Annotated in this window: 23 protein-coding genes and 1 other annotated feature; of the genes, 3 read left to right on the plus strand and 20 right to left on the minus strand. The window is 53.7% G+C overall.

The window, feature by feature from the left end:
• Positions 1-5: 5 nt before the first annotated feature.
• The 7 genes from carA to ribF all read right to left on the minus strand — a co-directional run bounded on the left by carA (position 6) and on the right by ribF (position 8,333).
• Complete coding sequence (carA, locus tag F7Q90_RS08955) at positions 6-1,154, minus strand: glutamine-hydrolyzing carbamoyl-phosphate synthase small subunit (RefSeq protein ID WP_006117640.1); 1,149 nt, start codon at positions 1,152-1,154, stop codon at positions 6-8.
• A gap of 467 nt (positions 1,155-1,621) precedes the next feature.
• Positions 1,622-2,437, minus strand: a complete 816-nt coding sequence (gene dapB, locus F7Q90_RS08960) for a 4-hydroxy-tetrahydrodipicolinate reductase (RefSeq protein WP_006117639.1) — start codon at positions 2,435-2,437, stop codon at positions 1,622-1,624.
• Positions 2,438-2,649: 212 nt separating this feature from the next.
• Positions 2,650-3,600, minus strand: coding sequence for a 4-hydroxy-3-methylbut-2-enyl diphosphate reductase (gene ispH / locus F7Q90_RS08965; protein WP_006117638.1), 951 nt, complete (start codon positions 3,598-3,600; stop codon positions 2,650-2,652).
• Positions 3,581-4,051: an FKBP-type peptidyl-prolyl cis-trans isomerase gene (gene fkpB / locus F7Q90_RS08970; protein ID WP_006117637.1), complete on the minus strand. Its 471-nt coding sequence runs from the start codon at positions 4,049-4,051 to the stop codon at positions 3,581-3,583. Before fkpB ends, ispH begins: the two co-directional genes overlap by 20 nt.
• A 3-nt stretch (positions 4,052-4,054) precedes the next feature.
• Positions 4,055-4,558 (minus strand): signal peptidase II, encoded by a 504-nt coding sequence (gene lspA, locus F7Q90_RS08975; RefSeq protein ID WP_006117636.1) that lies wholly within the window; start codon positions 4,556-4,558, stop codon positions 4,055-4,057.
• The gene (gene ileS, locus F7Q90_RS08980) at positions 4,558-7,377 is read right to left on the minus strand and encodes an isoleucine--tRNA ligase (protein WP_006117635.1); all 2,820 of its coding nucleotides are present in this window, start codon (positions 7,375-7,377) and stop codon (positions 4,558-4,560) included. The genes lspA and ileS overlap by 1 nt, the downstream gene beginning before the upstream one ends.
• 29 nt (positions 7,378-7,406) lie before the next feature.
• Complete coding sequence (gene ribF / locus F7Q90_RS08985) at positions 7,407-8,333, minus strand: bifunctional riboflavin kinase/FAD synthetase (RefSeq protein WP_006117634.1); 927 nt, start codon at positions 8,331-8,333, stop codon at positions 7,407-7,409.
• A gap of 317 nt (positions 8,334-8,650) precedes the next feature.
• Here ribF and rpsT point away from each other — a divergent pair, with 317 nt between their 5' ends.
• Positions 8,651-8,914, plus strand: a complete 264-nt coding sequence (rpsT, locus tag F7Q90_RS08990) for a 30S ribosomal protein S20 (protein WP_006117633.1) — start codon at positions 8,651-8,653, stop codon at positions 8,912-8,914.
• 51 nt (positions 8,915-8,965) lie between these two features.
• Here the strand turns inward: rpsT and F7Q90_RS26635 are convergent, their stop codons facing one another.
• The 7 genes from F7Q90_RS26635 to tal all read right to left on the minus strand — a co-directional run bounded on the left by F7Q90_RS26635 (position 8,966) and on the right by tal (position 17,308).
• Positions 8,966-9,121: a hypothetical protein gene (locus F7Q90_RS26635; RefSeq protein WP_156879131.1), complete on the minus strand. Its 156-nt coding sequence runs from the start codon at positions 9,119-9,121 to the stop codon at positions 8,966-8,968.
• Positions 9,122-9,259: 138 nt separating this feature from the next.
• On the minus strand, positions 9,260-10,438 hold the full coding sequence (gene nhaA, locus F7Q90_RS08995) for a Na+/H+ antiporter NhaA (protein ID WP_006117632.1): 1,179 nt from the start codon (positions 10,436-10,438) through the stop codon (positions 9,260-9,262).
• A gap of 236 nt (positions 10,439-10,674) precedes the next feature.
• Positions 10,675-11,817: a molecular chaperone DnaJ gene (gene dnaJ / locus F7Q90_RS09000; RefSeq protein WP_006117631.1), complete on the minus strand. Its 1,143-nt coding sequence runs from the start codon at positions 11,815-11,817 to the stop codon at positions 10,675-10,677.
• 102 nt (positions 11,818-11,919) lie between these two features.
• Entirely contained in the window at positions 11,920-13,830 is a 1,911-nt protein-coding gene (gene dnaK / locus F7Q90_RS09005; RefSeq protein ID WP_006117630.1) for a molecular chaperone DnaK, read from the minus strand.
• 408 nt (positions 13,831-14,238) lie between these two features.
• Positions 14,239-15,546, minus strand: coding sequence for an MFS transporter (locus F7Q90_RS09010; protein WP_006117628.1), 1,308 nt, complete (start codon positions 15,544-15,546; stop codon positions 14,239-14,241).
• A 104-nt stretch (positions 15,547-15,650) separates the two neighbouring features.
• Entirely contained in the window at positions 15,651-16,238 is a 588-nt protein-coding gene (gene mog / locus F7Q90_RS09015) for a molybdopterin adenylyltransferase (RefSeq protein WP_006117627.1), read from the minus strand.
• A gap of 116 nt (positions 16,239-16,354) precedes the next feature.
• On the minus strand, positions 16,355-17,308 hold the full coding sequence (tal, locus tag F7Q90_RS09020; RefSeq protein WP_006117626.1) for a transaldolase: 954 nt from the start codon (positions 17,306-17,308) through the stop codon (positions 16,355-16,357).
• A 207-nt stretch (positions 17,309-17,515) separates the two neighbouring features.
• Between tal and yaaA the strand changes: the two genes are divergently transcribed.
• On the plus strand, positions 17,516-18,289 hold the full coding sequence (gene yaaA, locus F7Q90_RS09025; RefSeq protein ID WP_006117625.1) for a peroxide stress protein YaaA: 774 nt from the start codon (positions 17,516-17,518) through the stop codon (positions 18,287-18,289).
• A gap of 52 nt (positions 18,290-18,341) precedes the next feature.
• Here the strand turns inward: yaaA and thrC are convergent, their stop codons facing one another.
• The 5 genes from thrC to F7Q90_RS09050 form a co-directional block, all read right to left on the minus strand.
• Entirely contained in the window at positions 18,342-19,625 is a 1,284-nt protein-coding gene (thrC, locus tag F7Q90_RS09030; protein ID WP_006117624.1) for a threonine synthase, read from the minus strand.
• Between the two features lie 3 nt (positions 19,626-19,628).
• Positions 19,629-20,558, minus strand: coding sequence for a homoserine kinase (gene thrB, locus F7Q90_RS09035; protein WP_006117623.1), 930 nt, complete (start codon positions 20,556-20,558; stop codon positions 19,629-19,631).
• 2 nt (positions 20,559-20,560) lie between these two features.
• The gene (gene thrA / locus F7Q90_RS09040; protein ID WP_006117622.1) at positions 20,561-23,023 is read right to left on the minus strand and encodes a bifunctional aspartate kinase/homoserine dehydrogenase I; all 2,463 of its coding nucleotides are present in this window, start codon (positions 23,021-23,023) and stop codon (positions 20,561-20,563) included.
• Positions 23,024-23,048: 25 nt separating this feature from the next.
• Positions 23,049-23,168, minus strand: a sequence feature (Thr leader region).
• Complete coding sequence (thrL, locus tag F7Q90_RS27835) at positions 23,107-23,175, minus strand: thr operon leader peptide (protein ID WP_071988721.1); 69 nt, start codon at positions 23,173-23,175, stop codon at positions 23,107-23,109. Its footprint overlaps the feature before it by 62 nt.
• Before the next feature lie 187 nt (positions 23,176-23,362).
• On the minus strand, positions 23,363-24,067 hold the full coding sequence (locus F7Q90_RS09050) for a tRNA/rRNA methyltransferase (protein WP_006117621.1): 705 nt from the start codon (positions 24,065-24,067) through the stop codon (positions 23,363-23,365).
• A gap of 601 nt (positions 24,068-24,668) precedes the next feature.
• Here F7Q90_RS09050 and arcA point away from each other — a divergent pair.
• The gene (arcA, locus tag F7Q90_RS09055) at positions 24,669-25,385 is read left to right on the plus strand and encodes a two-component system response regulator ArcA (protein WP_006117620.1); all 717 of its coding nucleotides are present in this window, start codon (positions 24,669-24,671) and stop codon (positions 25,383-25,385) included.
• A gap of 39 nt (positions 25,386-25,424) precedes the next feature.
• Here the strand turns inward: arcA and creA are convergent, their stop codons facing one another.
• On the minus strand, positions 25,425-25,898 hold the full coding sequence (gene creA / locus F7Q90_RS09060; RefSeq protein WP_006117619.1) for a protein CreA: 474 nt from the start codon (positions 25,896-25,898) through the stop codon (positions 25,425-25,427).
• Between the last annotated feature and the right edge of the window lie 175 nt (positions 25,899-26,073).

Below are 26,073 nucleotides of genomic sequence, written 5' to 3' on the forward strand. Positions count from 1 at the left end.
CCTGATTACTTTGCTTTCGAACGGAATGCGTCAATCAACTCGATAAAGTGGTCAAATAACGGTGCGGCATCACCCGGTCCCGGGCTGGCTTCAGGATGGCCCTGGAAGCTGAACGCAGGCTTGTCGGTGCGATGGATACCCTGCACGGTTTTATCAAACAGCGAAATATGCGTTACCCGCAGATTGGCGGGCAGATGGGTTTCATCCACCGCAAAGCCGTGGTTCTGTGCCGTAATCATGACGCGATTGTTATCGAGATCTTTCACCGGGTGGTTACCACCGTGGTGACCCAGCTTCATTTTTACGGTTTTTGCGCCGCTAGCCAGTGCCAGCAACTGGTGGCCAAGGCAAATGCCAAACACCGGAATGTCGGTTTTCAGAAAGGCTTCAATCGCCTCAATGGCGTAATCGCAGGGCTCCGGATCACCCGGACCGTTTGACAGGAAGATACCATCCGGATTCATCGCCAGAACGGTTTCGGCGGGCGTTTTAGCCGGGACAACCGTCAGACGGCAGCCGCGGTCGACCAGCATGCGCAGAATATTGCGCTTAGCGCCATAATCGTAAGCCACAACATGGTAGGGCAGCGCTTCTGCTGACGTCTGCGCAGGTAAATCCCCTTCCAGCGTCCAGCTCCCCTGCAACCAGGTATAGGTTTCTGCCGTCGTCACTTCCTTCGCCAGATCCATCCCTTTCAACCCCGGGAAGGCCTGCGCTTTCTGTAAGGCCAGAGCGGCATCCGGATTGTCGCCCGCGATAATGCAGCCATTCTGTGCGCCTTTCTCGCGCAGCAGACGCGTCAGCTTACGTGTATCAATATCGGCAATAGCAACAATGTTATTGCGCTGCAGATAGGCTGACAGGCTCTCTTCGCTGCGGTAGTTGCTGGCAATAAGTGGCAGGTCCCGAATGACAAGCCCCTGAGCGTGAATCTGACTGGATTCTTCATCGGCGGGGTTGGCACCAACGTTGCCGATATGGGGATAAGTGAGAGTAACGATTTGACGAGAATAGGAAGGATCAGTGAGGATTTCTTGATAACCAGTCATTGACGTATTGAAAACGACTTCCCCCACTGCCGACCCTGTAGCCCCGATGGCCCGACCGTGGAATTGGGTTCCGTCTTCCAGAACCAAGAGCGCTGACTTAATCAAAACATCCTCCAGGGAATAAACAGTCACAATATCTGCATATTAATTCATAATGATGATCTGAATCAATGCAAAAACGGCCTGAGTGGTCAATTTTTGGCAAATTGCGCGCATTCTAATGATCGCTCTGGTACTTGTCCACCCTGAAGCCACTTTTTTAACATCTTTTCAGGCTCAGAGCGGAAAAAAAGAGGATAAGGGACAAAAACAGGGGCAAACACAATCAAATAATCGTTTGCTCATCGTTGAGAAGCATTATTCTGCCTGAGAAGGCTATGAATTTTGACCAAATGGTCAAATTTGACAGGTTCACCGTCAAGATGAAGAGAGAAGAAACAAGTTTATGAGCATTTATACAGAAAAAATAAACAAGAGGCTTATTTTTACAAAATTAAGGGCAATAATATTATTGCCCTTTTTCAATCAATGAATTAGCGATTGAAATCACCACATCACACAGGTAAAACTCATTACAAACTGGCTAAATCAAGGACATCACGCATATCGTAAAGCCCTTTTTTCTTCGCACTTACCCATAATGCCGCCTTAACCGCGCCATTAGCAAACGTCATACGGCTTGACGCCTTATGAGTAATCTCTACACGCTCTCCCTCGTCTGCAAACATGGCCGTGTGTTCGCCGACAATGTCACCGGCTCGCACTGTTGCAAAACCAATGGTTTGAGCCTTACGTTCGCCGGTGTGCCCTTCGCGACTGTAAACGGCATGATCAGCCAGTTTCCAGTCCATGGCGTCGGCAATGGCTTCCCCCATGGCCAGCGCCGTTCCTGAAGGAGCGTCCACTTTGTGACGATGATGCGCTTCGATAATCTCAATATCCGCATAATCGCCCATCACGGTAGCGGCTTTCTCCAGCAGCTTCAGAACCAGATTGACGCCAACGCTGAAGTTCGCCGCAAAGACAATCCCCGTCTCTGTTGCCGCATCACGAATCGCCGCCTTACCGGCTTCGTCAAATCCGGTCGTACCAATAATCATTGCCTTGCGGTGTTCACGGCACAGTGCCAGGTAGGCCAGCGTCCCTTCGGGACGGGTGAAATCGATTAAGACGTCAAAATCATCCATCACAGCACGCAGATCATCGACAACGGGAACGTCCAGTTTGCCCACGCCCGCCAGTTCACCAGCATCGGTGCCAATTAATGACGAGCCCGGACGTGCCAGTGCCGCGCCCAGCTCAACGCCATTGGCGTGAACGACCGCCTGAATCAGGTTACGGCCCATGCGTCCCGGCGCACCCACGATGGCAATGCGGATATTCTTCATATTTATTCATTCCTAAAACAAAACTATGCATGCAAGCGCAATCAGGTTAACCATGAGATAACAACTGCGCCACTTTTTCTCGGGGATAATAAGAATTTTTATGCCAGGCGAAGGCGATTATCAGTAAAAGCAATTTCACCTCGTCGTTGGCCGGGCGGCGGATAGCAAAAAGGCCGAACAGAGTCGGCCTTTTTGCTACTACAGGTTTGTTGTCACTGCACGTTGCGGACATCAACCCGCAACTCTTTGGGGACTTCAAACACGATATTTTCTTCCCGCCCTTCCAGGACTCTGGCTTCGCCGCCACCTAACGCCTGCAGACGGCTGATGACATTCTGCACCAGAATATCCGGCGCCGATGCACCCGCGGTGACGCCAACACAGCGGGCCGCGGCGATCCATTCGGGCTGGATATCCTCTGCATCGTCGATCAGATAAGCCGCTTTACCCATGCGCTGCGCCAGTTCGGCCAGACGGTTAGAGTTTGACGAGTTTTTAGATCCGACTACCAGCACGACATCCGCCTCTTCAGCGAGTGCCCTTACCGCTTCCTGCCGGTTTGTCGTGGCATAGCAAATATCATCTTTACGTGGGCCGACAATTTTCGGGAAACGGGCACGCAACGCATCAATCACTTCTGAGGTATCATCGACCGACAGCGTGGTTTGCGTCATGAAAGACAGCCGGTCATGATCTTTAACGTCCAGTTTCCAGACGTCATCCGGGGACTCCACCAGATACATGCCGCCCTTGGGGTTATTGTACTGCCCCATGGTACCTTCGACTTCCGGGTGCCCGGCGTGACCAATCAGCACCGACTCTTCGCCCCGGCGGCTGGCGCGCGCGACTTCCATGTGCACCTTGGTCACCAGGGGGCAGGTCGCATCAAAGACCGTGAGATCACGGCTCTTCGCTTCGTTACGTACCGCCTGAGAAACGCCATGGGCAGAGAAAATCAGGATAGCACCATCCGGCACTTCGCTGATTTGCTCAATAAAAATTGAGCCGCGCTGGCGCAGGCTGTCCACCACGTAGCGGTTATGTACCACTTCATGACGCACATAGACCGGCGCACCAAACAGCGTCAGTGCGTTTTCAACAATGCTGATGGCGCGATCGACGCCAGCACAAAAACCACGTGGATTAGCCAGCAGAATTTGCATGGTTCGCCTCCAGTACCGGATCGATTTCCAGCACCTCAATGTCAAACTGAACGCGATGGCCTGCCAGCGGATGGTTAAAATCAACGGTGATCGAATCACCATTGATTTCGCGAATCACGCCCGGCATTTCACTGCCGCCCATGCCGGTAAACAGCATAATAGCCCCAATCTCAGGCTCGCCCGCTTCATTAAAGTCGCGACGCGAAAAGTACTGGATCAGATCAGGACTGACACCGCCAAACGCCTCTTCCGGTGCCAGTGAGAACTGATGTTTATCCCCGGCTTTTAAGCCCAGCAGTGCCTGTTCCAGCGCGCCGGACAGGCTACCGTCACCCAGACGAAACAGCGCAGGTTTACCGCTGGCGCGGGTGGATTCCGCCACTGAGCCATCTTCCAGCTTCAGAACGAAATGCAACAACACCGCGCTGTCGCGCTGTACAGACTCAGACATGGTTTACCCTTTTTTAACCTGCTTGCTGGACGGATTAAAAAACCCCTCCAGCACCACCAACGCCGCACCGATACAGATGCCGCAGTCAGCGATATTAAATGTAGCAAAGTGCCAGTTACCGATATAGAAATCGATAAAATCCACCACGAAGCCATGATACGCACGATCAAACAGATTACCGACAGCGCCGCCGATAATGAGCGCATAAGCACTGTTGGCGATCTTCTGTTGGGCGCTGTTGCGATACATCATCACCAGCAGCGACACCACAATCGCCAGCGCAATACCGGCGAAGAACCAGCGCTGCCAGCCGCCTTTATCCGCGAGGAAACTGAACGCCGCGCCGTAATTGTGCGCGTAAAACAGGTTAAGGAACGGCATCAGCGGCTGCGTTTCATGCAGCATCATGTTGTTCATTACCCACTGCTTGCTGACAAAATCAACAACGATAACAACCAGCACCAGCCACAGCCAGCGCAATCCGGTGGAGAAAACAGGTCTACTCATCAGGCAAACTTACGCTCTTCACCGTTTCCGGCTAAGTTAGTGTAACAGCGACCGCACACCGCAGCGTGCTCAGGGTTCTGACCGACGTCAGTAGTGTAGTGCCAGCAGCGCGGACATTTCTCGCCTTCGGCTTTGTGCAGGCCGATTTTCAGACCTTTTACCAGTTCACTCTGCTGCGCATCAGCGTCAGCCTGGGCGTAGTCGGCAACCTCAGCACCGGAGGTCAGCAGCACAAAGCGCAGCTCATTACCCAGCGCCTTCAGCTTCGCCGCCAGCTCGGCATCAGCATACAGCGTGACAGAGGCTTCCAGCGCGCCACCAATGCGTTTATCGCTACGTGCCTGTTCAATCACCTTGTTCACTTCACCGCGCACTTTAAGCAGTTCAGCCCAGTACGCATCGTTCAGCGCTTCGTTTTCAGGCAGACCAAACAGGCCGGTGTACCACTCTTCAGTGAACACATACTTCGCGCGATCGCCCGGCAAATAGCCCCAGATCTCATCGGCTGTGAAAGACATGACCGGCGCCATCCAGCGCACCAGCGCTTCCACAATGTGCCACAGCGCAGACTGACAGCTACGGCGCGCCAGGCTGTCACCTTTCGCGGTGTACTGACGGTCTTTGATGATATCCAGATAGAAGGAGCCCATCTCAATGGAGCAGAACTGCATCAGGCGCTGAATCACTTCGTGAAAATCGTAGTGCTCGTAGTAAGCCACGATATCCGCCTGCGCCGCCTGCGCACGTCCTACCGCCCAGCGATCGACCACCACCATCTCTTCCGGTTTAACCAGATCGGTGGCCGGATTAAAGCCGCTCAGGTTCGCTAACAGGAAACGCGCCGTGTTACGGATACGACGATAGGCATCGGCAGAGCGCTTCAGGATTTCGTCAGAAACGGCCATTTCGCCCGAGTAATCGGTCGAAGCAACCCACAGGCGCAGAATGTCTGCCCCGAGCTTATCCATCACATCCTGCGGCGCAACGGTATTACCAATGGATTTGGACATCTTGCGGCCCTGACCATCAACGGTAAAGCCATGCGTCAGCACCTGACGATAAGGCGCTTTGCCTTTCATCGCTGTCGAGATCATGAGCGAGGACATAAACCAGCCACGGTGCTGATCCGATCCTTCCAGATACATATCCGGCGTATTACCGCCAAATTCCGGGCGCGCATCCACGACAGAATAGCTGGTCGATCCTGAATCGAACCAGACGTCCAGCGTATCCGGCACCTTCACATAGTTGTCGGCATCATCGCCCATCAGATCGCGGGGATCGAGATCCCACCATGCCTGAATACCGTCCTGCTCAACGCGCTGCGCCACTTTTTCCATCAACGACAGGGTGTCCGGGTGCAGTTCTTCGGTCTCTTTATGGACGAAAAGCGCCATTGGGACGCCCCAGGTACGCTGACGGGAAATACACCAGTCAGGACGATTGGCGACCATGGATTCAATACGCGCCTGGCCCCAGTCCGGGATCCACTGAACGCCTTTAATCTCTTTCAGGGACTGCGCGCGCAGGCCTTTCTGATCCATGCTGATAAACCACTGCGGGGTAGCACGGAAGATGATCGGGGTTTTATGGCGCCAGCAGTGCGGGTAGCTGTGCAGCAGTTTTTCAACATGCAGCAACGCGCCCTTCTCTTTCAGCAGTTCAACGATCAACTCGTTAGCTTTAAAGACGTTAATGCCGTCAAGCCCGGGATAGGTACCGGGCAGGTAGGCGCCATCAGGCCCAACCGGATTCGCCGTTTCCAGACCGTATTTCTGACCGATCACATAGTCATCCGGACCGTGACCCGGTGCTGTGTGAACCGCACCGGTACCGGCATCCAGCGTCACGTGATCGCCCAGAACCACCTTCGACTGGATCTGCGCCAGGAAAGGGTGCTGGAACAGTTGAAGCTCCAGTGCTGCGCCCTGGCAGGTGCCCAGCACAGTCCAGTGGCTGACGCCCGCGCGTTTCATGACGCTCTCAACCAGATCCTTCGCCAGGATTAGGCTGCGGCCCTCAATCTGCAACAGCTGATAGTCAAATTCGGGGTGCAGAGAGATGCCGCGGTTAGCAGGCATGGTCCACGGCGTGGTTGTCCAGATGACCAGCGAAACGGGGCCTTCTGAGGCCGTTACCCCAAATGCCGCACGCACGGCATCCGCATCCACGGCATTAAACATGACATCGATGGAAGGCGACGTTTTGTCATAATACTCAACTTCCGCTTCCGCCAGCGCAGAGCGGCAATCCATGCACCAGTGCACCGGCTTGGCGCCTTTGTGCAGGTGGCCATTACCGATGATTTTGCCCAGCGCACGAATGATATTCGCTTCGGTCGTGAAATCCATCGTCAGGTAAGGACGATCCCAGTCGCCCAGCACGCCCAGACGAATGAAGTCGGCTTTCTGTCCTTCAACCTGTTCGGCCGCGTATTTACGGCAGGCTTCGCGGAATTCGGCGGCGGTGACTTTCTCGCCCGGCTTACCGATCATCTGCTCAACTTTGTGCTCGATAGGCAAACCGTGACAGTCCCAGCCCGGCACATACGGTGAATCGTAGCCCGCCATGCCTTTCGACTTGACGATAATGTCTTTCAGAATCTTGTTAACAGAGTGACCAATATGAATGCTGCCGTTCGCATAAGGAGGGCCATCATGCAGGATAAAGGTTTTTTTCCCTTTTTTGGCTTCGCGGATGATGCCGTAAAGATTGTCATCATACCAACGCTGCAGCATTCCCGGTTCGCGTTTGGCCAGATCGCCACGCATGGGGAACCCCGTTTCCGGCAAATTCAGGGTAGATTTATAGTCACTCATCAGATTCTCGATTCCGTTTTTTGCTCAGGTTACAGGCCAAAAAATTGTCGGGCCGTTACCGTGTCTTTCGCAATTTGCTCTTTCAACGCGTCCAGTGAAGCAAAGCGCTGCTCGTTTCGTATTTTCTGCTTCAATACCACATCAATGTGGCGACCATAGAGATCCATATTGATGTCCAACAGGTGAACTTCAAGCTGTTGGCGTAAACCTTTTACTGTCGGGCGCGTGCCAATGTTGGCGACGCCGGGCAGGGGTTTCGGCCCCAGGCCCTCGACTTCTACCGCATACACGCCTTTGACCGGCGAGACGCAGCGGCGTAAAGGGAGATTGGCAGTAGGGAATCCCAGCGTGCGTCCCAGTGCATCACCGTGCACCACGCGCCCTGAGATACTGAAAGGATGGCCCAACAGCGACTGCGCCAGCGCCAGATTGTCCTCAGCCAGCGCCTGACGCACCGCCGTGCTGCTGATGCGTTTACCGCCGTCGCAAAACGTTTCTGTGCTGACGACGTCGAAACCGTATTCTACTCCGGCTTTCTGTAATAGCAGGAAATCCCCCTGCCGACCAGCGCCAAAGCGGAAATCATCCCCAACGGCCAGGTAGTTCACGCCCAGTTTGCTCACCAGCAATTCGCTGATAAAACTTTGCGCCGAGAGTGCGGCGAAGCGATGATCGAACCGCACGCACAGCACATAATCCACGCCGATTTCTGCCAGGTACCTGAGTTTTTCGCGCAGGCGGGTCAGTCTGGCAGGGGCATTGCCACCGGCAAACAGTTCCAGCGGCTGAGGTTCAAATACCATCACCATGACCGGCAATTGACGCTTCCGGCCTTCTTCCATCAACCGCCCCATCAGCGCCTGATGGCCGCGGTGCACACCATCGAAATTACCAATGGTCAGAACGCAGCCGTGATGCTGCGCATTAAGATTATGAATACCGCGGATAAACTTCATGGCTGACTCAAACCGGTGGAAATCGGCGGATTATACCCTCGAAAGCCGCCGAGGTTAACCCGTGAACACGCCTTTCATGCGTAACAGGCCGTATTTACCGGCACGCAGAGCCACAAAGAGAATTTTGTTGCGAAATACTGTATTCAGGACACAGAAGCTGGTAGAATCTTGCGCCATCAAATACGTAACCGAGTGTCGTGCAGGTTATCACTTGTGAACGACGCTTATTTGCACAAATCCATTGACAACAGAAGGTCCAAAAGGCATAGTCCTCGGCCTTTGATTTGTCTCTATCGAACATATTTGGGAGTTGGACCTTGGCTAATATCAAATCAGCTAAGAAACGTGCCGTAACATCTGAGAAACGTCGCAAGCATAACGCAAGCCGTCGCTCTATGATGCGTACCTTCGTTAAGAAAGTATACGCGGCGATCGCTTCAGGCGACAAAGCTGCTGCGCAGAATGCATTTAATGAAATGCAACCAATCGTGGACCGTCAGGCTGCTAAAGGTCTGATCCACAAAAACAAAGCTGCACGTTATAAAGCAAACCTGACTGCACAGATCAACAAACTGGCTTAATCGCCTTTTGTTTATCGCTTTGTTGAAAGAACCGGCTCTGAGCCGGTTTTTTTATGTCTGCGATTCACTGCCGACCTTCCTCTTTCCCGCTTCCTTGCCAGACAGCCCGCGCAGATGGCGAACCGCTTCAAAGCTCGCCTTTCTGTGACAACGGATAGCCCACGGACGACGGGAAAACGCTATCAGGCATAAGCGGTAGGTGCCCATGATTCAGCCTGTGCCGCCCCGATCCGATATCTGCCCTTTTCGCGTTATCCCCGTACGCAAAAACGTAATCTGTTATGTTCGCCCTGGCTGCATAACCGCGTCGGGGAAGACAAAAAGGAGGCGTGCGCCTCCTTTCGTTTACCGCAGTTTATATCGCAATAACGTGTAACCCAGCACAGCCGAGAGCAGTGAACCGCTCAGAATCCCCAGCTTCGAGAATGTCACCAGCTGTTCATGAGCCGCATCAAAAGCCAGCGAGCTGATAAAGATCGACATCGTAAAACCAATGCCGCACAGCACGCCAATCGCCATGATATCGCGCAGCGTCGTGCCATTAGGCAGCACCGCCAGCCTCAGCGTCACCGCCAGCCAACAGAACAGGGTAATCCCTAATGGCTTACCGATCAGCAGGCCAAGGATGATGCCCAGCGGCTCGGGTGACAGCACATCGCCAAAGGTAATCCCTGTCAGGGAAATCCCGGCGTTGGCGAAGGCAAACAGCGGCAGAATCAGCCAGTTCACCCAGGGCATCAAGCCATGCGCCAGATGTTCAGCCGGCGAGTGACCGTCTTTCTCTTCCAGCGGGACAAAGAAGCCGACGACGACGCCCGCAAGCGTTGCATGGACGCCGGACTTCAATACCGCAGTCCACAGCACCAGCCCGACCAGCATATAAACGGCGATATTACGCACATTACACCGGTTCAGGATGGCCAGCACGACAATGGCTCCTACCGCCACGCTGAGGGACGTGACTGAGAGATCGCTGGTATAGAACAGCGCGATAATGATAATCGCCCCTAGGTCATCGATAATTGCCAGCGCCATCAAAAAAACTTTCAGGGCCGTCGGGACACGGCTGCCCAGCAGGGCCAGCACGCCCAGCGCAAAAGCGATATCCGTCGCGGTGGGAATGGCCCAGCCATTGCGGGCGATCTCATCACCGTGATTAAACAGTAAAAACAGGATGGCAGGCGCCGCCATTCCCCCTAAGGCGGCAATAACCGGGAATACGGCCCGATCGCGGCTGGCCAGTTCACCCGAGATGAGTTCACGCTTCACCTCCAGACCAATCAGCAGGAAGAACAGCGCCATCAGGGCGTCATTGATCCATAACAACAGATTTTTGCTGATATCCAGCTCACCGAAGCGAATCTGCACCGGTGTCTCCAGCAGCGCCTGGTAGCCCTGAGCGGTAGACGCACTGTTCGCGAGAACCATCGCCACCACGGCAGCCAGAATTAACACCATACCGTTGCTGGCATCACTCTCAATAAAACTTTTAATTAAATGCCTGATACGACGAGGTTTTGACAAAATGCACTCCTCCTGAGCGGAAAACACAATGCTGAGCAGTGTAACGATTCACTGAACCTGATAAAAAGCTAATTTATCCGCTTTTACGTAATGTCGACATTTTGGCGACAGCAAAGAGAAGAAGGAAAGCAGGCAAGAGAAGACAGGGCCCTAAGTAACGGCGTACCTCCGCCCTGGTGCTGGCATAAAAAAAGCGGAGAATGTCCTCTCCGCTTTAGTGACATACGTCCGTGCGATTAGCGGGTTAAATCGTCAAAAAACTTTTTCACGCCGTCAAAGAAGCTTTTGGAACGCGGGCTGTTGTGCTCGCCGCTGGGTCCACCAAAGCTCTCTTCCAGTTCACGCAGCAGCGCTTTTTGCTTGTCATTCAGGCTGACTGGGGTTTCCACCACGACACGGCACAGCAGGTCACCTACCGCACCACCGCGCACCGATTTCACACCGCGACCGCGCATACGGAACAGCTTACCGGTCTGAGTCTCTGCCGGTACCTTCAGCTTCACGCGTCCGTCCAGGGTAGGCACTTCTATCTCACCGCCCAGCGCCGCCATGGCAAAGTTGATCGGCACTTCGCAGTAGAGGTTGTTCTCTTCACGTTCAAAGATCGGATGTTTTTTCACCGTCACCTGAACGTACAGATCGCCCGCGGGTGCGCCCTGCTCACCGGCTTCACCTTCACCGCTCAACCGAATACGGTCGCCCGTGTCGACGCCCGCTGGAATTTTCACCGACAGCGTTTTGGATTTCTCGACGCGGCCATGGCCATGACAGGCGTTGCACGGATCTTTGATCACCGAACCCCGGCCATGACAGGTTGGACAGGCCTGCTGCACGGTGAAGAAGCCCTGACGCATTTGCACCTGGCCTGCGCCATGACAGGTCGAACAGGTTTGCGGTTTGGTCCCCGCTTTGGCACCGCTGCCGTGGCAGACATCGCACTCTTCTAACGTCGGAATACGGATCTCTTTGGTCACGCCGCGAACCGCTTCTTCCAGCGTCAGCTCCATGTTGTAGCGCAAATCTGAACCACGGGCTGCGCGCTGACGGCGGCCACCACCAAAGATGTCACCGAAAACGTCGCCAAAGATATCGCTGAAATCTGCACCGCCGCCGCCAAAGCCGCCGCCGAATCCACCTCCGCCCATACCGCCTTGTTCAAAGGCGGCATGACCGTACTGATCGTAGGCCGCGCGCTTCTGGGCGTCCGTTAAGATTTCGTAGGCTTCTTTTGCTTCTTTAAACTTGGTTTCGGCGTCTTTATCGCCTGGATTACGGTCCGGGTGATATTTCATCGCCAGGCGTTTGTACGCCTTTTTGATTTCACGCTCGTCTGCAGATTTGGCGACGCCTAAAATCTCGTAGTAATCACTCTTCGCCATTTATTTAGCCCTTAACATGATCGCACGGGCGTGGAGAAAACTCCTACGCCCGTGCTGGTTTCAACGGCTGTCAGGGCAACCGTCGCGCCCGGTCAGGGGCAATTATTTCTTATTGTCTTTTACTTCTTCGAATTCAGCATCGACCACATCGTCATCTTTCTTCGCTGACGCATCGTGGGCATCCGCTGCACCCGCCTGAGACTGCTGTGCGGCTTCCATCAGTTTGCTGGAAACTTCCATCAGCGCCTGCATTTTGGCATCGATCTCTGCTTTATCTTCGCCTTTCAGCGCCGTTTCCAGCGCGCTCAGCGCCGCTTCGATTGGGGCTTTGTCATCCGCTGACAGTTTGTCGCCCGCTTCATCCAGCTGCTTACGTGTGCTGTGAGCGATCTGGTCACCCTGGTTGCGGGTCTGCACCAGCTCTTCGAACTTACGGTCAGATTCCGCGTTCGCTTCAGCATCACGCACCATTTTCGCAATCTCGTCCTCGTTCAGGCCGGAAGACGCTTTAATGGTGATCTTCTGCTCTTTACCGCTGTTTTTGTCCTTCGCTGATACGTGCAGGATACCATCCGCATCGATGTCGAAGGTCACTTCGATCTGCGGCATACCGCGTGGCGCAGGCTGAATGCCGTCCAGGTTAAACTGGCCCAGTGACTTGTTGTCGCTGGCACGCTTACGCTCACCCTGCAGCACGTGAATCGTTACCGCAGACTGGTTGTCTTCTGCCGTCGAGAACACCTGGCTGTGCTTGGTTGGGATGGTGGTGTTCTTGCTGATCAGCGAAGTCATCACGCCGCCCATGGTTTCGATACCCAGTGACAGCGGAGTCACGTCCAGCAGCAGAACGTCTTTCACGTCGCCACCTAACACACCGCCCTGTACCGCAGCACCGACCGCAACCGCTTCATCCGGGTTCACGTCTTTACGTGGCTCTTTGCCAAAGAACTCAGTCACTTTAGCCTGAACCAGTGGCATACGTGTCTGACCACCCACCAGGATAACGTCGTTGATGTCCGAAACGGACAGGCCTGCATCCTGCAGTGCGACTTTCAGCGGCTCGATAGAGCGCGCAACCAGATCTTCAACCAGCGACTCCAGTTTAGAACGGGTCACTTTGATGTTCAGGTGTTTAGGACCGGTAGCATCCGCCGTAATGTACGGCAGGTTAACATCGGTCTGCTGCGCAGAAGACAGCTCGATCTTGGCTTTCTCGGCCGCTTCTTTCAGGCGCTGCATCGCCAGTGAATCGTTGTGCAGATCGATGCCCTGGTCTTTCTTAAATTCTGCCACCAGATAGTTGATCAGGCGGCTGTCGAAGTCTTCACCACCCAGGTGCGTATCACCGTTGGTTGCCAGAACTTCAAAGGTCTTTTCGCCATCAACGTCGTCGATTTCGATGATAGAGATATCGAAGGTACCGCCACCCAGGTCATAAACTGCGATGATGCGGTTGCCCTGGCCTTTATCCAGGCCATACGCCAGCGCCGCTGCCGTCGGTTCGTTGATGATACGTTTGACTTCCAGACCTGCGATACGGCCAGCATCTTTGGTTGCCTGACGCTGAGCATCGTTGAAGTAAGCCGGAACGGTGATAACCGCTTCAGTTACGGGCTCACCCAGGAAATCTTCAGCCGTTTTCTTCATCTTTTTCAGCACTTCCGCAGAAATCTGCGGCGGTGCCATTTTCTGGCCTTTCACTTCCAGCCATGCGTCGCCGTTATCAGCACCCACAATTTTGTAAGGCATGATTTTGATATCACGCTGTACTTCTTCGTCCTGGAAGCGACGGCCAATCAGACGCTTGATCGCAAACAGGGTATTCTGCGGGTTGGTCACAGCCTGACGTTTAGCCGGTTGTCCGACCAGAGTTTCACCATCCTGTGTATAAGCGATGATCGAAGGCGTGGTGCGATCGCCTTCGGCGTTCTCAAGCACACGCGCTTTGGTGCCGTCCATGACCGCAACACAAGAGTTGGTTGTACCCAGGTCAATACCAATAATCTTACCCATCTAAACATCTCCCACTTAAATTCGTTGCCAGTTTGGGTTGTGAACCTTTTATGTGGGCAGGTTGATGACATTCAACCCGACCTCACATGCTTTTTTTTCCAACGTCCACAACGCTCGATGACAAGTAAATGGGGTCGCTTAGAAGCGCATCAAGGGTTAAATGAAAAAAAATTTTCAACGGCCGCTCAGGCTGCCTTAACCAAGATAATAAACTGACGCGCTCCCTGACGAGAGTGCGGCAAAATGCCGCCTCGAAACAGTCCACGTTTCGGTTCTGTTCATCCATACAATGGGCAGTCCGGGTACGGTACGCTTTTATCTGGCGCAGGGCGCGGCGGCGAGCATCAGACTGCACGCCGCGGCTGGCAGAGAAAAAGAAAGCGCGGAGCCGGGCTCCGCGTACAGGGTTCAGGCCTGATTGATGCCTTCACTCAGGCAAGGCTCGTGGCTGATATCCTGTCTCAGCCAGACGCTGACGATCAGTCCCACCAGCGCCAGCGCCATGACATACCAGCCAGGCGCCAGGGGAGACACATTCATTAGCAATGTTACGCAAATCGGCGTCAGCCCGCCAAACACCGCATAGGAAAGGTTGTAGGAAAAAGACAGGCCGGTGAAGCGAACCTCGGCGGGGAACGCGCGCACCATGACAAAGGGCACAATCCCGACAACACCCACGCTAAGACCTGCCAGCCCGTAAAGCAAAAACAGGTAATCGGGATGCTGCGGTGCCAGCGAATAGAACAGCCCGCTGCACAGTGCGAGCAATACGCTTCCTGTGCTTAATGTCCGGCTGGTACCGAAGCGGTCCACCAGCAGTCCGGATACGATACAGCCCACACACAGCATAATAATCGCAATGCTGTTGGCTTTTAAGGTCAGCGCCGGCGCCATTCCATGCTGTTTCTGCAACCAGACCGGTGCCATCAAAATCACCACAACGATACAGGCCGACAGCATCCAGGTCAGCAGAATTGAAATCGCTACCGATTTTCGATGTTTCATGACCACGGTTTTCAGCGGCAGTTCCTGCGCCAGCGTTTTGCGCTGCTGCATCTCCACGAAAACCGGCGTTTCATGCAGCCAGCGGCGTAAATACATGGCGCCTAAGCCAAACGCCCCGCCCAGAAAGAAAGGAATGCGCCAGCCGCCATCGTGAATCGCCTGTTGCGTCAGCGTTGTATTAATTAAGGTTGCCACCACCGATCCCAACAGGATGCCAATCGTCAGTCCGGCGGTCAGCGTGCCGCAGGCGATACCAATGCGTTTGTAAGGCACATGCTCCGCCACAAACACCCATGCACCAGGCACTTCACCACCGATAGCCGCCCCCTGCAGCATGCGCAGAAGCAGCATCAACAGCGGCGCGGCAAGACCAATCGACGACCAGGTGGGCAACGCGCCCATTGCCAGGGTGGGTAAGGCCATCAGCAATATGCTCAGGCTGAACATTTTTTTACGGCCCACTTTGTCGCCAAAGTGCGCCATGATGATGCCACCAAGCGGACGCGCCAGATAACCCGCGGCAAAAATGGCGAACGTCTGTAACTGACGAAGCCAGTCGGGGATATCGGCGGGAAAGAAGAGTTCACCGATAACGGCGGCGAAAAAAACGAAGATGATAAAGTCGTAAAATTCCAGCGCGCCACCCAGCGCAGCCAGTGCCAGCGTTTTATAGTCCTGAGGTTTCAGGCGCGGCGTCTCAAGTGTGGTCATAGGCGTCCAGAGATAAAGAGAACGGTTGTAAAGCTGTGCTTACTATACCGTCAATTTATCACCACACCAGCCAGGCTGTAGCTTATTCCTGAAAAGCAGAATATTTAGTTATTTATCTCACGTATGGCGCTTTTTGGGCGAAAAGCTGCTACGCATTCCGCGTGGGTTTCGACATAAGGTCCGTCGAGCAACTGTAAACAATAAGGTACAGCTGCAAAAATTCCTGGGACCAGGACGTTGCCCTGCGCGTCTTTCAGCCCCTCCAGCGTTTCTTTAATGGATTTCGGCTGACCGGGCAGGTTAAGGATCAGGGATTGTTTACGAATCACGCCCACCTGGCGCGATAGAATCGCGGTCGGCACAAACTTCAGGCTGATTTGCCGCATCTGCTCGCCAAATCCTGGCATCTCGCGATCGGCCACCGCTAACGTCGCATCCGGCGTCACATCACGACGTGCCGGACCGGTTCCACCGGTGGTCAGCACCAGATGACAGAAGCGTTCGTCCACCAGCTCGCAAATGGCCTGCTCAATCATGGGCTGCTCATCCGGGACCAGTCGCGTTTCCAGTTCAAAAGGCGTGCTGATCGCACCGCTCAGCCAGGCTTCCAGAGCCGGAATGCCCTGATCCTGATAAATGCCGTTCGCTGCGCGATCGGAAACCGAGATCAATCCGATACGTAATGTGTTCATGATGTTGTTCGCTGTGGTTTACCGCAGTGCGGTGATAAGGAAAGGACGTAGTGAAAAGAATAACAAACCGTGACGGAAAGGGAAAACCGTGGCGACGGTGCCGCCACGGTGAACGATTAAAGCATTTCTGCCAGCATCTTCTCAAGTTTGCCCTGGTCGATGGCAAAGTTGCGGATACCTTCCGCCAGCTTGGTCACCGCCATCGGATCCTGGTTGTGCTGCCACAGGAACTCTGACTCGGTCATTTTCTCCGGACGCGCTTTCACTTCACCGCTGTAGCTCAGCTTACGCTCCAGCGAGCCCTCGCTTTCAGCCAGCTCCTTCAGCAGCGCAGGTGAAATGGTCAGACGGTCACAGCCAGCCAGCTCAATGATTTCACCGACGTTACGGAAGCTTGCCCCCATAACCACCGTTTCATAACCGTGTTGCTTGTAGTAGTTATAGATTTCAGAGACGGATACCACGCCTGGATCTTCGTGTGGCGCGTACTCTTTTTTGTCGGTGTTCGCTTTGTACCAGTCGAGGATACGGCCTACAAAAGGCGAAATCAGATACACGCCCGCTTCCGCACAGGCACGCGCCTGGGCGAAGGAGAACAGCAGCGTCAGGTTACAGTTGATGCCTTCTTTTTCCAGCTGTTCTGCTGCACGAATACCCTGCCAGGTTGACGCCAGTTTGATCAGGATACGATCGTTGCTGATACCGGCATCGTTATAGAGTTTGATCAGGCTGCGTGCCTTGGCAATGCTGGCTTCTGTGTCGTAAGAAAGACGCGCATCCACTTCGGTCGAAATGCGGCCCGGGACCAGTTTAAGGATTTCCAGACCAATGTTTACGGCCAGTTTGTCAGAGACCAGTTGCAGTTGTTGCTCTTTATCGTTGCTCTGCTGACGTGCCCACGCGATCGCTTCATCAATCAGTTTACGGTATTCAGGGATTTGAGCAGCGTTAAGAATCAGAGAAGGGTTGGTGGTGGCATCCTGGGGTTGATACAGCTTCATCGCTGCGATATCACCGGTGTCGGCCACTACGGTGGTCAGTTGACGCAGGGAGGTCAGTTTGTCCGTCATGTTCTTTTCTCTTAGTTAACTGTCAGGGTGATAAAAGGCTGTTGGGATAATATCACGCGGCAACGGCGGTGCAAGGTCGGGGAATGCCGTTTACGATAGCGCGAACGAATGGGAGTGATTTGCCGATCCTTGCGGCTTTTTTGCTACACTCGCAGCAACAATGACTGGCTCTCCCCTTTCTGAAAGGGACTTACTGAGGACGCGACGATGTTGATGGTGATCTCGCCCGCCAAAACGCTGGATTATGAAAGCCCCCTGGCCACACAGCACTTTACCCAACCTGCCCTGTTAGAAAAGTCACAACAGCTGATTCAGATTGCGCGTACGCTGTCGCCTGCGCAGATCGCGTCATTAATGAGTATCAGCGATAAACTGGCCCATCTGAACGCCGAACGTTTCAACAGCTGGCATCCCGACTTCAGCCTGGACAATGCCCGTCAGGCTATTCTGGCGTTCAAAGGCGATGTCTACACCGGTTTGCAGGCTGAAACCTTTAGCGAACACGATTTCGACTTTGCGCAGCAACATCTGCGGATGCTGTCGGGCTTATACGGTTTACTGCGTCCGCTGGATCTGATGCAGCCGTATCGCCTGGAGATGGGCATCAAGCTGGCGAATCCGGCAGGCCAGGATCTTTACAGCTTCTGGGGCGACCTGCTCACTGAAAAACTGAATGAAGCCCTTGCCCGCCAGGGCGATGACATATTGATTAATCTGGCGTCAGACGAATACTTCAAAGCGATCAAACCGAAAAAACTGCAGGCGCGCCTGATCAAGCCGGTGTTTCTGGATGAGAAAAACGGCAAGTATAAAGTCATCAGTTTCTATGCGAAGAAGGCCCGGGGATTGATGAGCCGCTTTATTATTCAGCAGCGCCTGACCCAACCTGAGCAGTTAACCCGGTTTGACCTTGAGGGTTATCGGTTTGTAGCAGAGGAAAGCAGAGACAACGAACTGGTGTTTAAACGCGCCGAACAGTAAACCTGCCCGACGCGCGACTGAATGCAGGAAGGTGGCACGAGCCACCTTTCTTTTATTTCAGCAAAAAGGCACGCAGTGAGGCAAAATCTGCCTTCATGGTATGCGACAGCAACGGCAGATCGGCACGCTCTGCAAGTTCAGTCGGCAGCGCCAGCTTCTGCTCCAGAATACTTTCCACGCTCTCCAGGAACTTCGCCGGGTGCGCCGTGCCAAGGAATAAGCCGTACTCGCCGTCCTGTAACTGGTCACGCAGCAAGCGCCAGGCAATCGCCGCGTGCGGCTCTGATACGTAACCCAGTTTCGCCAGATCACGCATCGCTTCGCGCGTCACCGCGTCGGATACCGCGCCGTAGGCTAAATCACTCAGGCGCCAGGTTTTGCGACGGAACAGCTCCTCAACGCGCGGCCAGTTATTCGGCTGGCTCACATCCATGGCGTTCGACAATGTCGCAACGGTCGCGTTAGGCTGCCATTCGCCGTTGCCAAGAAAGCGCGGCACCGTGTCATTGGCATTCGTTGCCGCAATAAACCGCTTGATCGGCAGCCCAAGTGACTTCGCCAGCAGACCTGCCGTCAAATCACCAAAGTTGCCACTTGGTACAGAGACGACCAGTTGATTACGTTTTTCCTGCGGCAGTTGCGCGACGGCTTCAAAGTAATAACAAATCTGCGCCAGCAGACGGCTGATGTTGATGGAGTTGGCTGAGTTCAGGCCGATAGCTTTCTTCAGTTCCTGATCATCAAAGGCCTGTTTGACCAATGCCTGGCAGGCATCAAAATCGCCGTCAATCGCAATGGTTTCGATGTTGCCGCCCAGCGTACAGAACAATTTCTCCTGCAACGGGCTGATTTTGCCCTGCGGATACAGGATCACGACGCGCACATTTTCCATGCCGTAAAACGCATGGGCGACGGCGGCACCGGTATCGCCAGAGGTTGCCGTCAGAATCGTGATCTGCTCATCTGAACCACTTACATAGGACAGCATCTGCGCCATAAAACGGCCGCCAAAGTCTTTGAACGCCAGGGTTGGGCCGTGGAACAGTTCAAGACAGGCGACATCATCGGTCACCGCTTTGATCGGTGCCGGAAAGGTAAAGGCCGTTTTCAGGCGTTCGGTCAGATGCGCCGCCGGCACTTCGTCGCCAATATAGGCAGAGAGGATTTTGCTGCTGCGTGTAACAAAATCCATCTCCAGCATGGCATCGATGTCGGTCAGTTCAAATTCAGGTAGCTCAAGCGGGAAAAACAGCCCTTGCTGTGAACCCAGACCTTGTTTCACCGCCTGGGCGAAGCTGACCTGCTCGTTATGATCCTTAAGATTGTAGAGTTTCATGCGTTATCCCAGTTTACGTGCGCCAGCCGTATCAAGACGGCAGATATGGACGAAGCCTTCATCGTTCTGCAGATAGTGCTGGCTCAGCCAGTCGGCCATCTGCTGTGCCGTTTCCATCTGGTTGCAAATGGCAAAGAGCGTGGGGCCAGAGCCCGAAATACCGCAGGCCAGCGCCCCGATATCCTGAGCAGCCTGACGTGCCTGGGCAAAGCCCGGTAACAGCTGAGTCCGGTACGGCTCAGCAATCACATCCTGCATCAGTTTAGCCGCCAGCGCGGGTTGGCGCGTATGGCAGGCATGAATGAATCCGGCCAGCAGTCGGCCGTGCTTGATGCAGTCCTGCTTCGCGTACTGCGCCGGTAAAATCGCCCGCGCCTCCGCTGTTGACACTTTGATGCCCGGATAGGCCATCACCCACAGCCAGTCGTCAAAGCCTGGCACCGCCTGGGTAATGATCCCATTTTCCTCGATCATCAGTTGAATACCGCCAAGGAAGCACGGCGCAACATTATCGTAATGTACGCTACCGGAAATGCGCCCTTCCAGCTCCCCCATTAACGTCAGGAGCTGGTTGTCATCCAGCGGTTTGCCACAAAATTCGTTCATGGCCATCAGACCCGCAACCACGGAACAGGCGCTGGAGCCCAGCCCCGAGCCTATAGGCATGTTTTTTTCCAGCGTGATCGCCACCGGCACGCTTTTGCCAATGGCTTCGCAGAACCGCTCCCAGCACTGATAAACGATATTCTCTTTAGGATCGCTGGGCAGTTTACTGACAAAGCGGCCAGTATTGCTCAGGCTAAAGCTGTCGGCCGCCTCGACCGAGACGCAATCTCCCAGCAATGAACCATCCACTGGCGAGACCGCCGCGCCCAGCACATCAAAGCCCACGCTGACATTGCCTATTGAGGCCGGCGCATGAATTTTTACCATCATTACACTCCCAACTTCCACGACAGTGTGCGCAGCAGATCGGCGAACACGCCCGCTGCTGTCACGTCATTTCCTGCACCGTATCCGCGCAACACCAACGGAATGGGCTGATAATAGCGGCTGTAGAACGCCAGTGCATTCTCACCGTTTTTCACTTTAAAAAGCGGATCGTTACTGTCTACTGCCTCGATCTTGACTTTGCACGCCCCGCCTTCTTCGATCACGCCGACCAGACGCAACACTTTGCCCGCCTCACGCGCCTGCGCCACTCGGGCGGCAATCGCCGCATCGACGTCGGGCAGTTGCTGCATAAACTGCTCAACATCGGCGATGGCGGTCAGGTGCGCTGGCAGCAACGGCTCAATCTCAATGTCGTGCATTTCGTGTTGATAGCCGGCTTCGCGGGCCAGAATGAGCAGCTTACGCGCGACATCCGTGCCGGATAAATCGTCACGCGGATCCGGCTCAGTGAATCCCATTTCGCGCGCCATGCGCGTGGCCTCCGACAGCGAGACACCTTCATCCAGTTTGCCAAAAATATACGACAGCGATCCCGACAGAATACCGGAGAAGCGGATCAATTCATCGCCTGCATTCAGCAAATTTTGCAAATTTTCAATAACGGGCAAACCGGCGCCCACGTTAGTGTCGTACAGGAACTTACGGCGCGATCCGGCAGCGGTGGCGCGTATCTTTTGGTAATATTCCCATGACGCGGTATTCGCCTTTTTATTCGGCGTCACTACGTGGAAGCCCTCAGCCAGGAAATCCGCGTACTGGTCGGCAACCGCCTGACTTGATGTGCAGTCCACAATGACCGGATTGAGCAAATGATACTCTTTTACCAGACGAATTAAGCGTCCCAGATTGAACGGCTCTTTGGCCTGCTCCATCTCGCCTTTCCAGTTACTGAGATCAATACCGTGTACATTGGTTAACAGCGCACGGGAATTGGCGATACCGCATACGCGCAAGTCGATATGCTTCTGTTTGAGCCAGGCCTGCTGGCGATGCAACTGATCCAGCAGCGCGCCGCCCACACCGCCAACGCCCACCACGAAGACTTCAATCACCTGATCGGTGGCAAACAGCATCTGGTGCACCACGCGAACACCGGTGGTGGCGTCGTCATTGTTTACCACGACGGAAATTGATCGTTCAGACGAGCCCTGAGCAATCGCAATGATATTGATATTGGCCCGCGCCAGCGCAGAGAAGAACTTGGCTGAAATCCCGCGCAGGGTACGCATTCCGTCACCCACGACCGAGATCACCGCCAGATTTTCGATAACGTCCAGCGCATCCAGCAGACCATCTTTCAGTTCAAGATAGAATTCGTCCTCCAGCACGCGACGGGCGCGGGCCTGCTCGCTCTGAGGAACGCAGAAGCTGATGCTGTATTCAGACGAAGACTGGGTAATGAGCACCACAGAAATGCCGGTGCGCGACATGGTGGCAAAGACGCGGGCCGCCATGCCCACCATGCCTTTCATGCCCGGGCCGGAGACGTTAAACATCGCCATATTGTTCAGGTTGGTGATGCCTTTGACCGGATACTCATCCTGCTCGCCGTTGCCGCTAATCAGCGTACCTGGCGCCTGGGGATTGGCCGTGTTTTTGATCAGGCAAGGGATTTGAAACTGCGCGATAGGTGCGATAGTGCGAGGATGCAGAACTTTGGCCCCGAAATAGGACAGCTCCATTGCTTCCTGGTAAGACATGGATTTGAGCAGGCGCGCGTCCGGAACCTGGCGTGGATCGCAGGTATAAACCCCGTCCACATCGGTCCAGATCTCACAGCAATCGGCCCGCAGGCAGGCCGCCAGCACCGCCGCCGAATAGTCAGAACCGTTGCGGCCCAGCACCACCAGTTCACCCCGTTCGTTACCGGCGGTGAAACCGGCCATCAGGATCATGTTTTCTGTTGGGATCTGACTGGCTTCAATGCGGCGGGTTGACTCGGCGATATCCACGGTTGATTCCAGATAATGGCCGATGGCCAGCAGTTTTTCGACCGGATCGATCACGCTGACGCCATAGCCACGGGCTTCTAACAGCTTTTCCATAATGGCAATGGAGAGCTTCTCGCCCCGACAGATAATGGCCGCATTGACGCTGTCAGGGCACTGTCCTAACAGGCTGATGCCGTGCAGAACCTGTTTAAGTTGCGCAAATTCGCTGTCAACACGGCTTTTCAGCCCCTCATAGTCGAAACCGGGTTGTGCCTCGGCCAGCCCCTGCAGCAGTTCTGCGAAGATGCGCGTCGCATCACTCAAATTGGGCAACGCATCCTGACCGCTGATGGTTTTTTCAATCATCGCAACCAGGTGGTTGGTAATCTTTGCAGGTGCAGAAAGCACGGTAGCAACCTGTCCCTGTTGCGCATTACTTTCCAGAATATCGGCGACGCGCAGAAAACGCTCTGCATTGGCCACCGAGGTCCCACCGAATTTCAGCACTCGCATGATGTCAACTCTCCTGATTTTGAGTCAAAAAAAAACCCGCACTCGTGAGGTGCGGGCTTCTTTTTTTGTTTTTCCTGGATGCGTCAGCCCGCCCCGTTACCCATGGTAATGGTGGTGGTAATAATTGTGGTGTTCAGGCTGTGATTACGCATTCAGATTTATTTTCTGTCTGTCATTGATTGTCCGTCTGGTTCTAAGAAGTAAATCAAAGCGCACATCAAGTCAACGGTTTTATCCTTTGTGCAAAAAAAACTCGCCATGCTTAGCGTGTGATTGCAGGAAAAAAACATGGCGAATCGTTTGATATCGTGCGCTTAATTAACATCTGTCACTAAATAGTTACGCATTCCCCGAGGATTTCTCTGCGAGCTTTTTTTCCACATCATGTAACAGGCGATGCAGCATTGCACTGTCGCGCTGTTCCAGCAAACCAATACGCTGATTAATCCAGTCTGACATTTTGATGTCGTCGCTGACATCCAGTTGCTGGAGTAACTGCGTCAGACGCTGGCGCAACGCATGCAATTGCTGCGCATCGGCAAGCGGCGTAACGGGTGCTGTGACCTGGTTAAGGGCCGCTAACTGATAACAGTACACCATCACCGCCTGCCCGAGATTTAATGAAGGATAGTCCTGCGCCATAGGGATCCCGGTGAGCAGGTCAACCTGATCCAGTTCCTCGTTGGTCAGCCCACTGTCTTCGCGACCAAACACCAGCGCCATGCTGTTTACCCACTGCCGCTTTTCAAGCAACCGGGCTTCAACCTGCTGGGGCGTGGCGTAGTAACGGAACCTGGCACGACTGCGCGCGGTGGTGGCGACGGAAAAATCGATATCCGCCAGCGCATCAGCCAGCGTAGCAAATGTTTTCACGTTATCCAGGATGTCCCCCGCGCCGTGCGCCACACGGCGTGCAGCCGGGTCCTGCCAGGCATCGCTGGCGACAATGCGCAGTTCACTAAAACCCATGGTTTTCATGGCACGGGCCGCTGCGCCGATATTTTCCGGCCGGGCGGGCGAGACGAGGATAAGAGGAAAAAGCATGATCATTCCATCAGTAAATGTAGACGGTGCAGTGTAACATGTAGCGTGATATTAAGAGGTATAAGCTTTGAGGTTAACACCCTGAAATACATGTTAAAACACGTTAAAAAAAGCCATTGCGTCCTTTTTTATCATAAAGTGCACATTATCAGAAACTTCAAAATAAAAGCCTTTCAATTCAGCCCTCTGTGATAGTAAGTTTCTAACATCCCGTTTTGTGCTGTGCTGTGCCTGTCGGTACAAAAATGACGTGTAATCGCCTTCTGCGTCAATTTTTCGGGATGTTTTTCACAGAAATGTTAACGTGCTACAATTGCATTTGATATAAGTCAACGAAGCGTTGTTTTTATGCTTAGCAGTTGTTGCTATTGCTGTTAGGTTGCTGTTAAGACAGTTAGTATATGTTTCAATTTATTATTCCGCAGGGCATGGAATTGTCGTTACGGCTGGCTGAGCGAACACGGTTGTTGACCTTGATAAAAGCTTATCACAATGACTTTCGTACAACGGTTCAGCAAAGCTTGCCGTTCTCCGCACTGGAGAGCACCTAACCGCTGTACGCCCTGTTTTCAATTTAGTTGGCAAAATTAGGTAGCTAAACATGCAGACCCCGCACATTCTCATCGTTGAAGACGAACTGGTCACGCGTAATACCCTCAAAAGTATTTTTGAGGCGGAAGGTTATGTCGTGTATGAAGCGACCGATGGTGCAGAAATGCATCAGGTATTGACCGACAATGATGTTAACCTGGTTATCATGGACATCAACCTGCCGGGCAAAAACGGCCTGTTACTGGCGCGTGAACTGCGTGAGCAAGCTAATGTGGCATTAATGTTCCTGACAGGACGCGATAACGAAGTTGATAAGATCCTTGGACTGGAAATTGGCGCAGACGACTACATCACGAAGCCATTTAATCCGCGTGAGTTAACTATTCGTGCACGTAATCTGCTGTTACGCACCATGAACTTACCGCTGCCTAATGAAGAGCGTCGTCAGGTCGAGAGCTATAAGTTCAACGGCTGGGAACTGGATATCAACAGCCGTTCATTGATCAATCCCAACGGTGAGCAGTACAAACTGCCGCGCAGTGAGTTCCGCGCCATGCTGCACTTCTGCGAAAATCCCGGCAAAATTCAGACCCGTGCTGATTTGCTGAAAAAAATGACCGGACGCGATCTGAAACCTCACGATCGTACCGTTGATGTCACCATCCGCCGTATTCGTAAACATTTCGAATCCACACCGGATACGCCAGAAATCATTGCTACCATTCACGGTGAAGGCTACCGTTTCTGCGGTGACCTGCAAGAGTAACTGCCTCAAAAAAACGCCCTTTCGGGCGTTTTTTATGCGTTAATGCCAGGGCATAATCGGCACGGCACTCAGCGCATTTTTCGGCGAACCATCCACCACCTTATCCGAATACGCCAGGTAGACCAGCGCATTGCGCTTGCTGTCAAAGAAGCGAACAACCTGCAACTTCTTGAAAATCAGGGAAGTACGCTGGCGAAATACAACGTCACCCTGCGCTTTTCCTTTGGCGATCTTATCACTTAACTCAACCGGTCCGGTTTGCTGACAGGAAATAGCGGCGTCAGACGTGTCCTCTGCGAGTCCCAGTCCGCCCTTAATCCCGCCCGTTTTCGCCCGACTGATATAGCAGGTTACATTTTTAACATCAGGATCATCGAACGCTTCCACCACAATTTTGTGGTCCGGCCCAAACATCTTAAATACGGTATCGACCGAGCCGATCTCTTCGGCCAGCAGCGAACTGGAAAATAGCAGACCAGCGAAGGTGGCGATCGCAAGACGAGTTATTGTCATGAGTTACCATTGCAAATGTAATAGATGAGCATGTAATGTACTGTCAATTGTAAGCGTCACATTTAAACCGTCTGTGCAGCGGGCTCCGGTTCCGGGAAAATAGTGTCCATCATTTTTTAATGGACACTATCGCGTGAAACACCGGACATGGCTCCTTGAGGCGCTTCGCCTCCAT

Source organism: Pantoea stewartii subsp. stewartii (assembly GCF_008801695.1).
GTDB classification, from domain to species: domain Bacteria; phylum Pseudomonadota; class Gammaproteobacteria; order Enterobacterales; family Enterobacteriaceae; genus Pantoea; species Pantoea stewartii.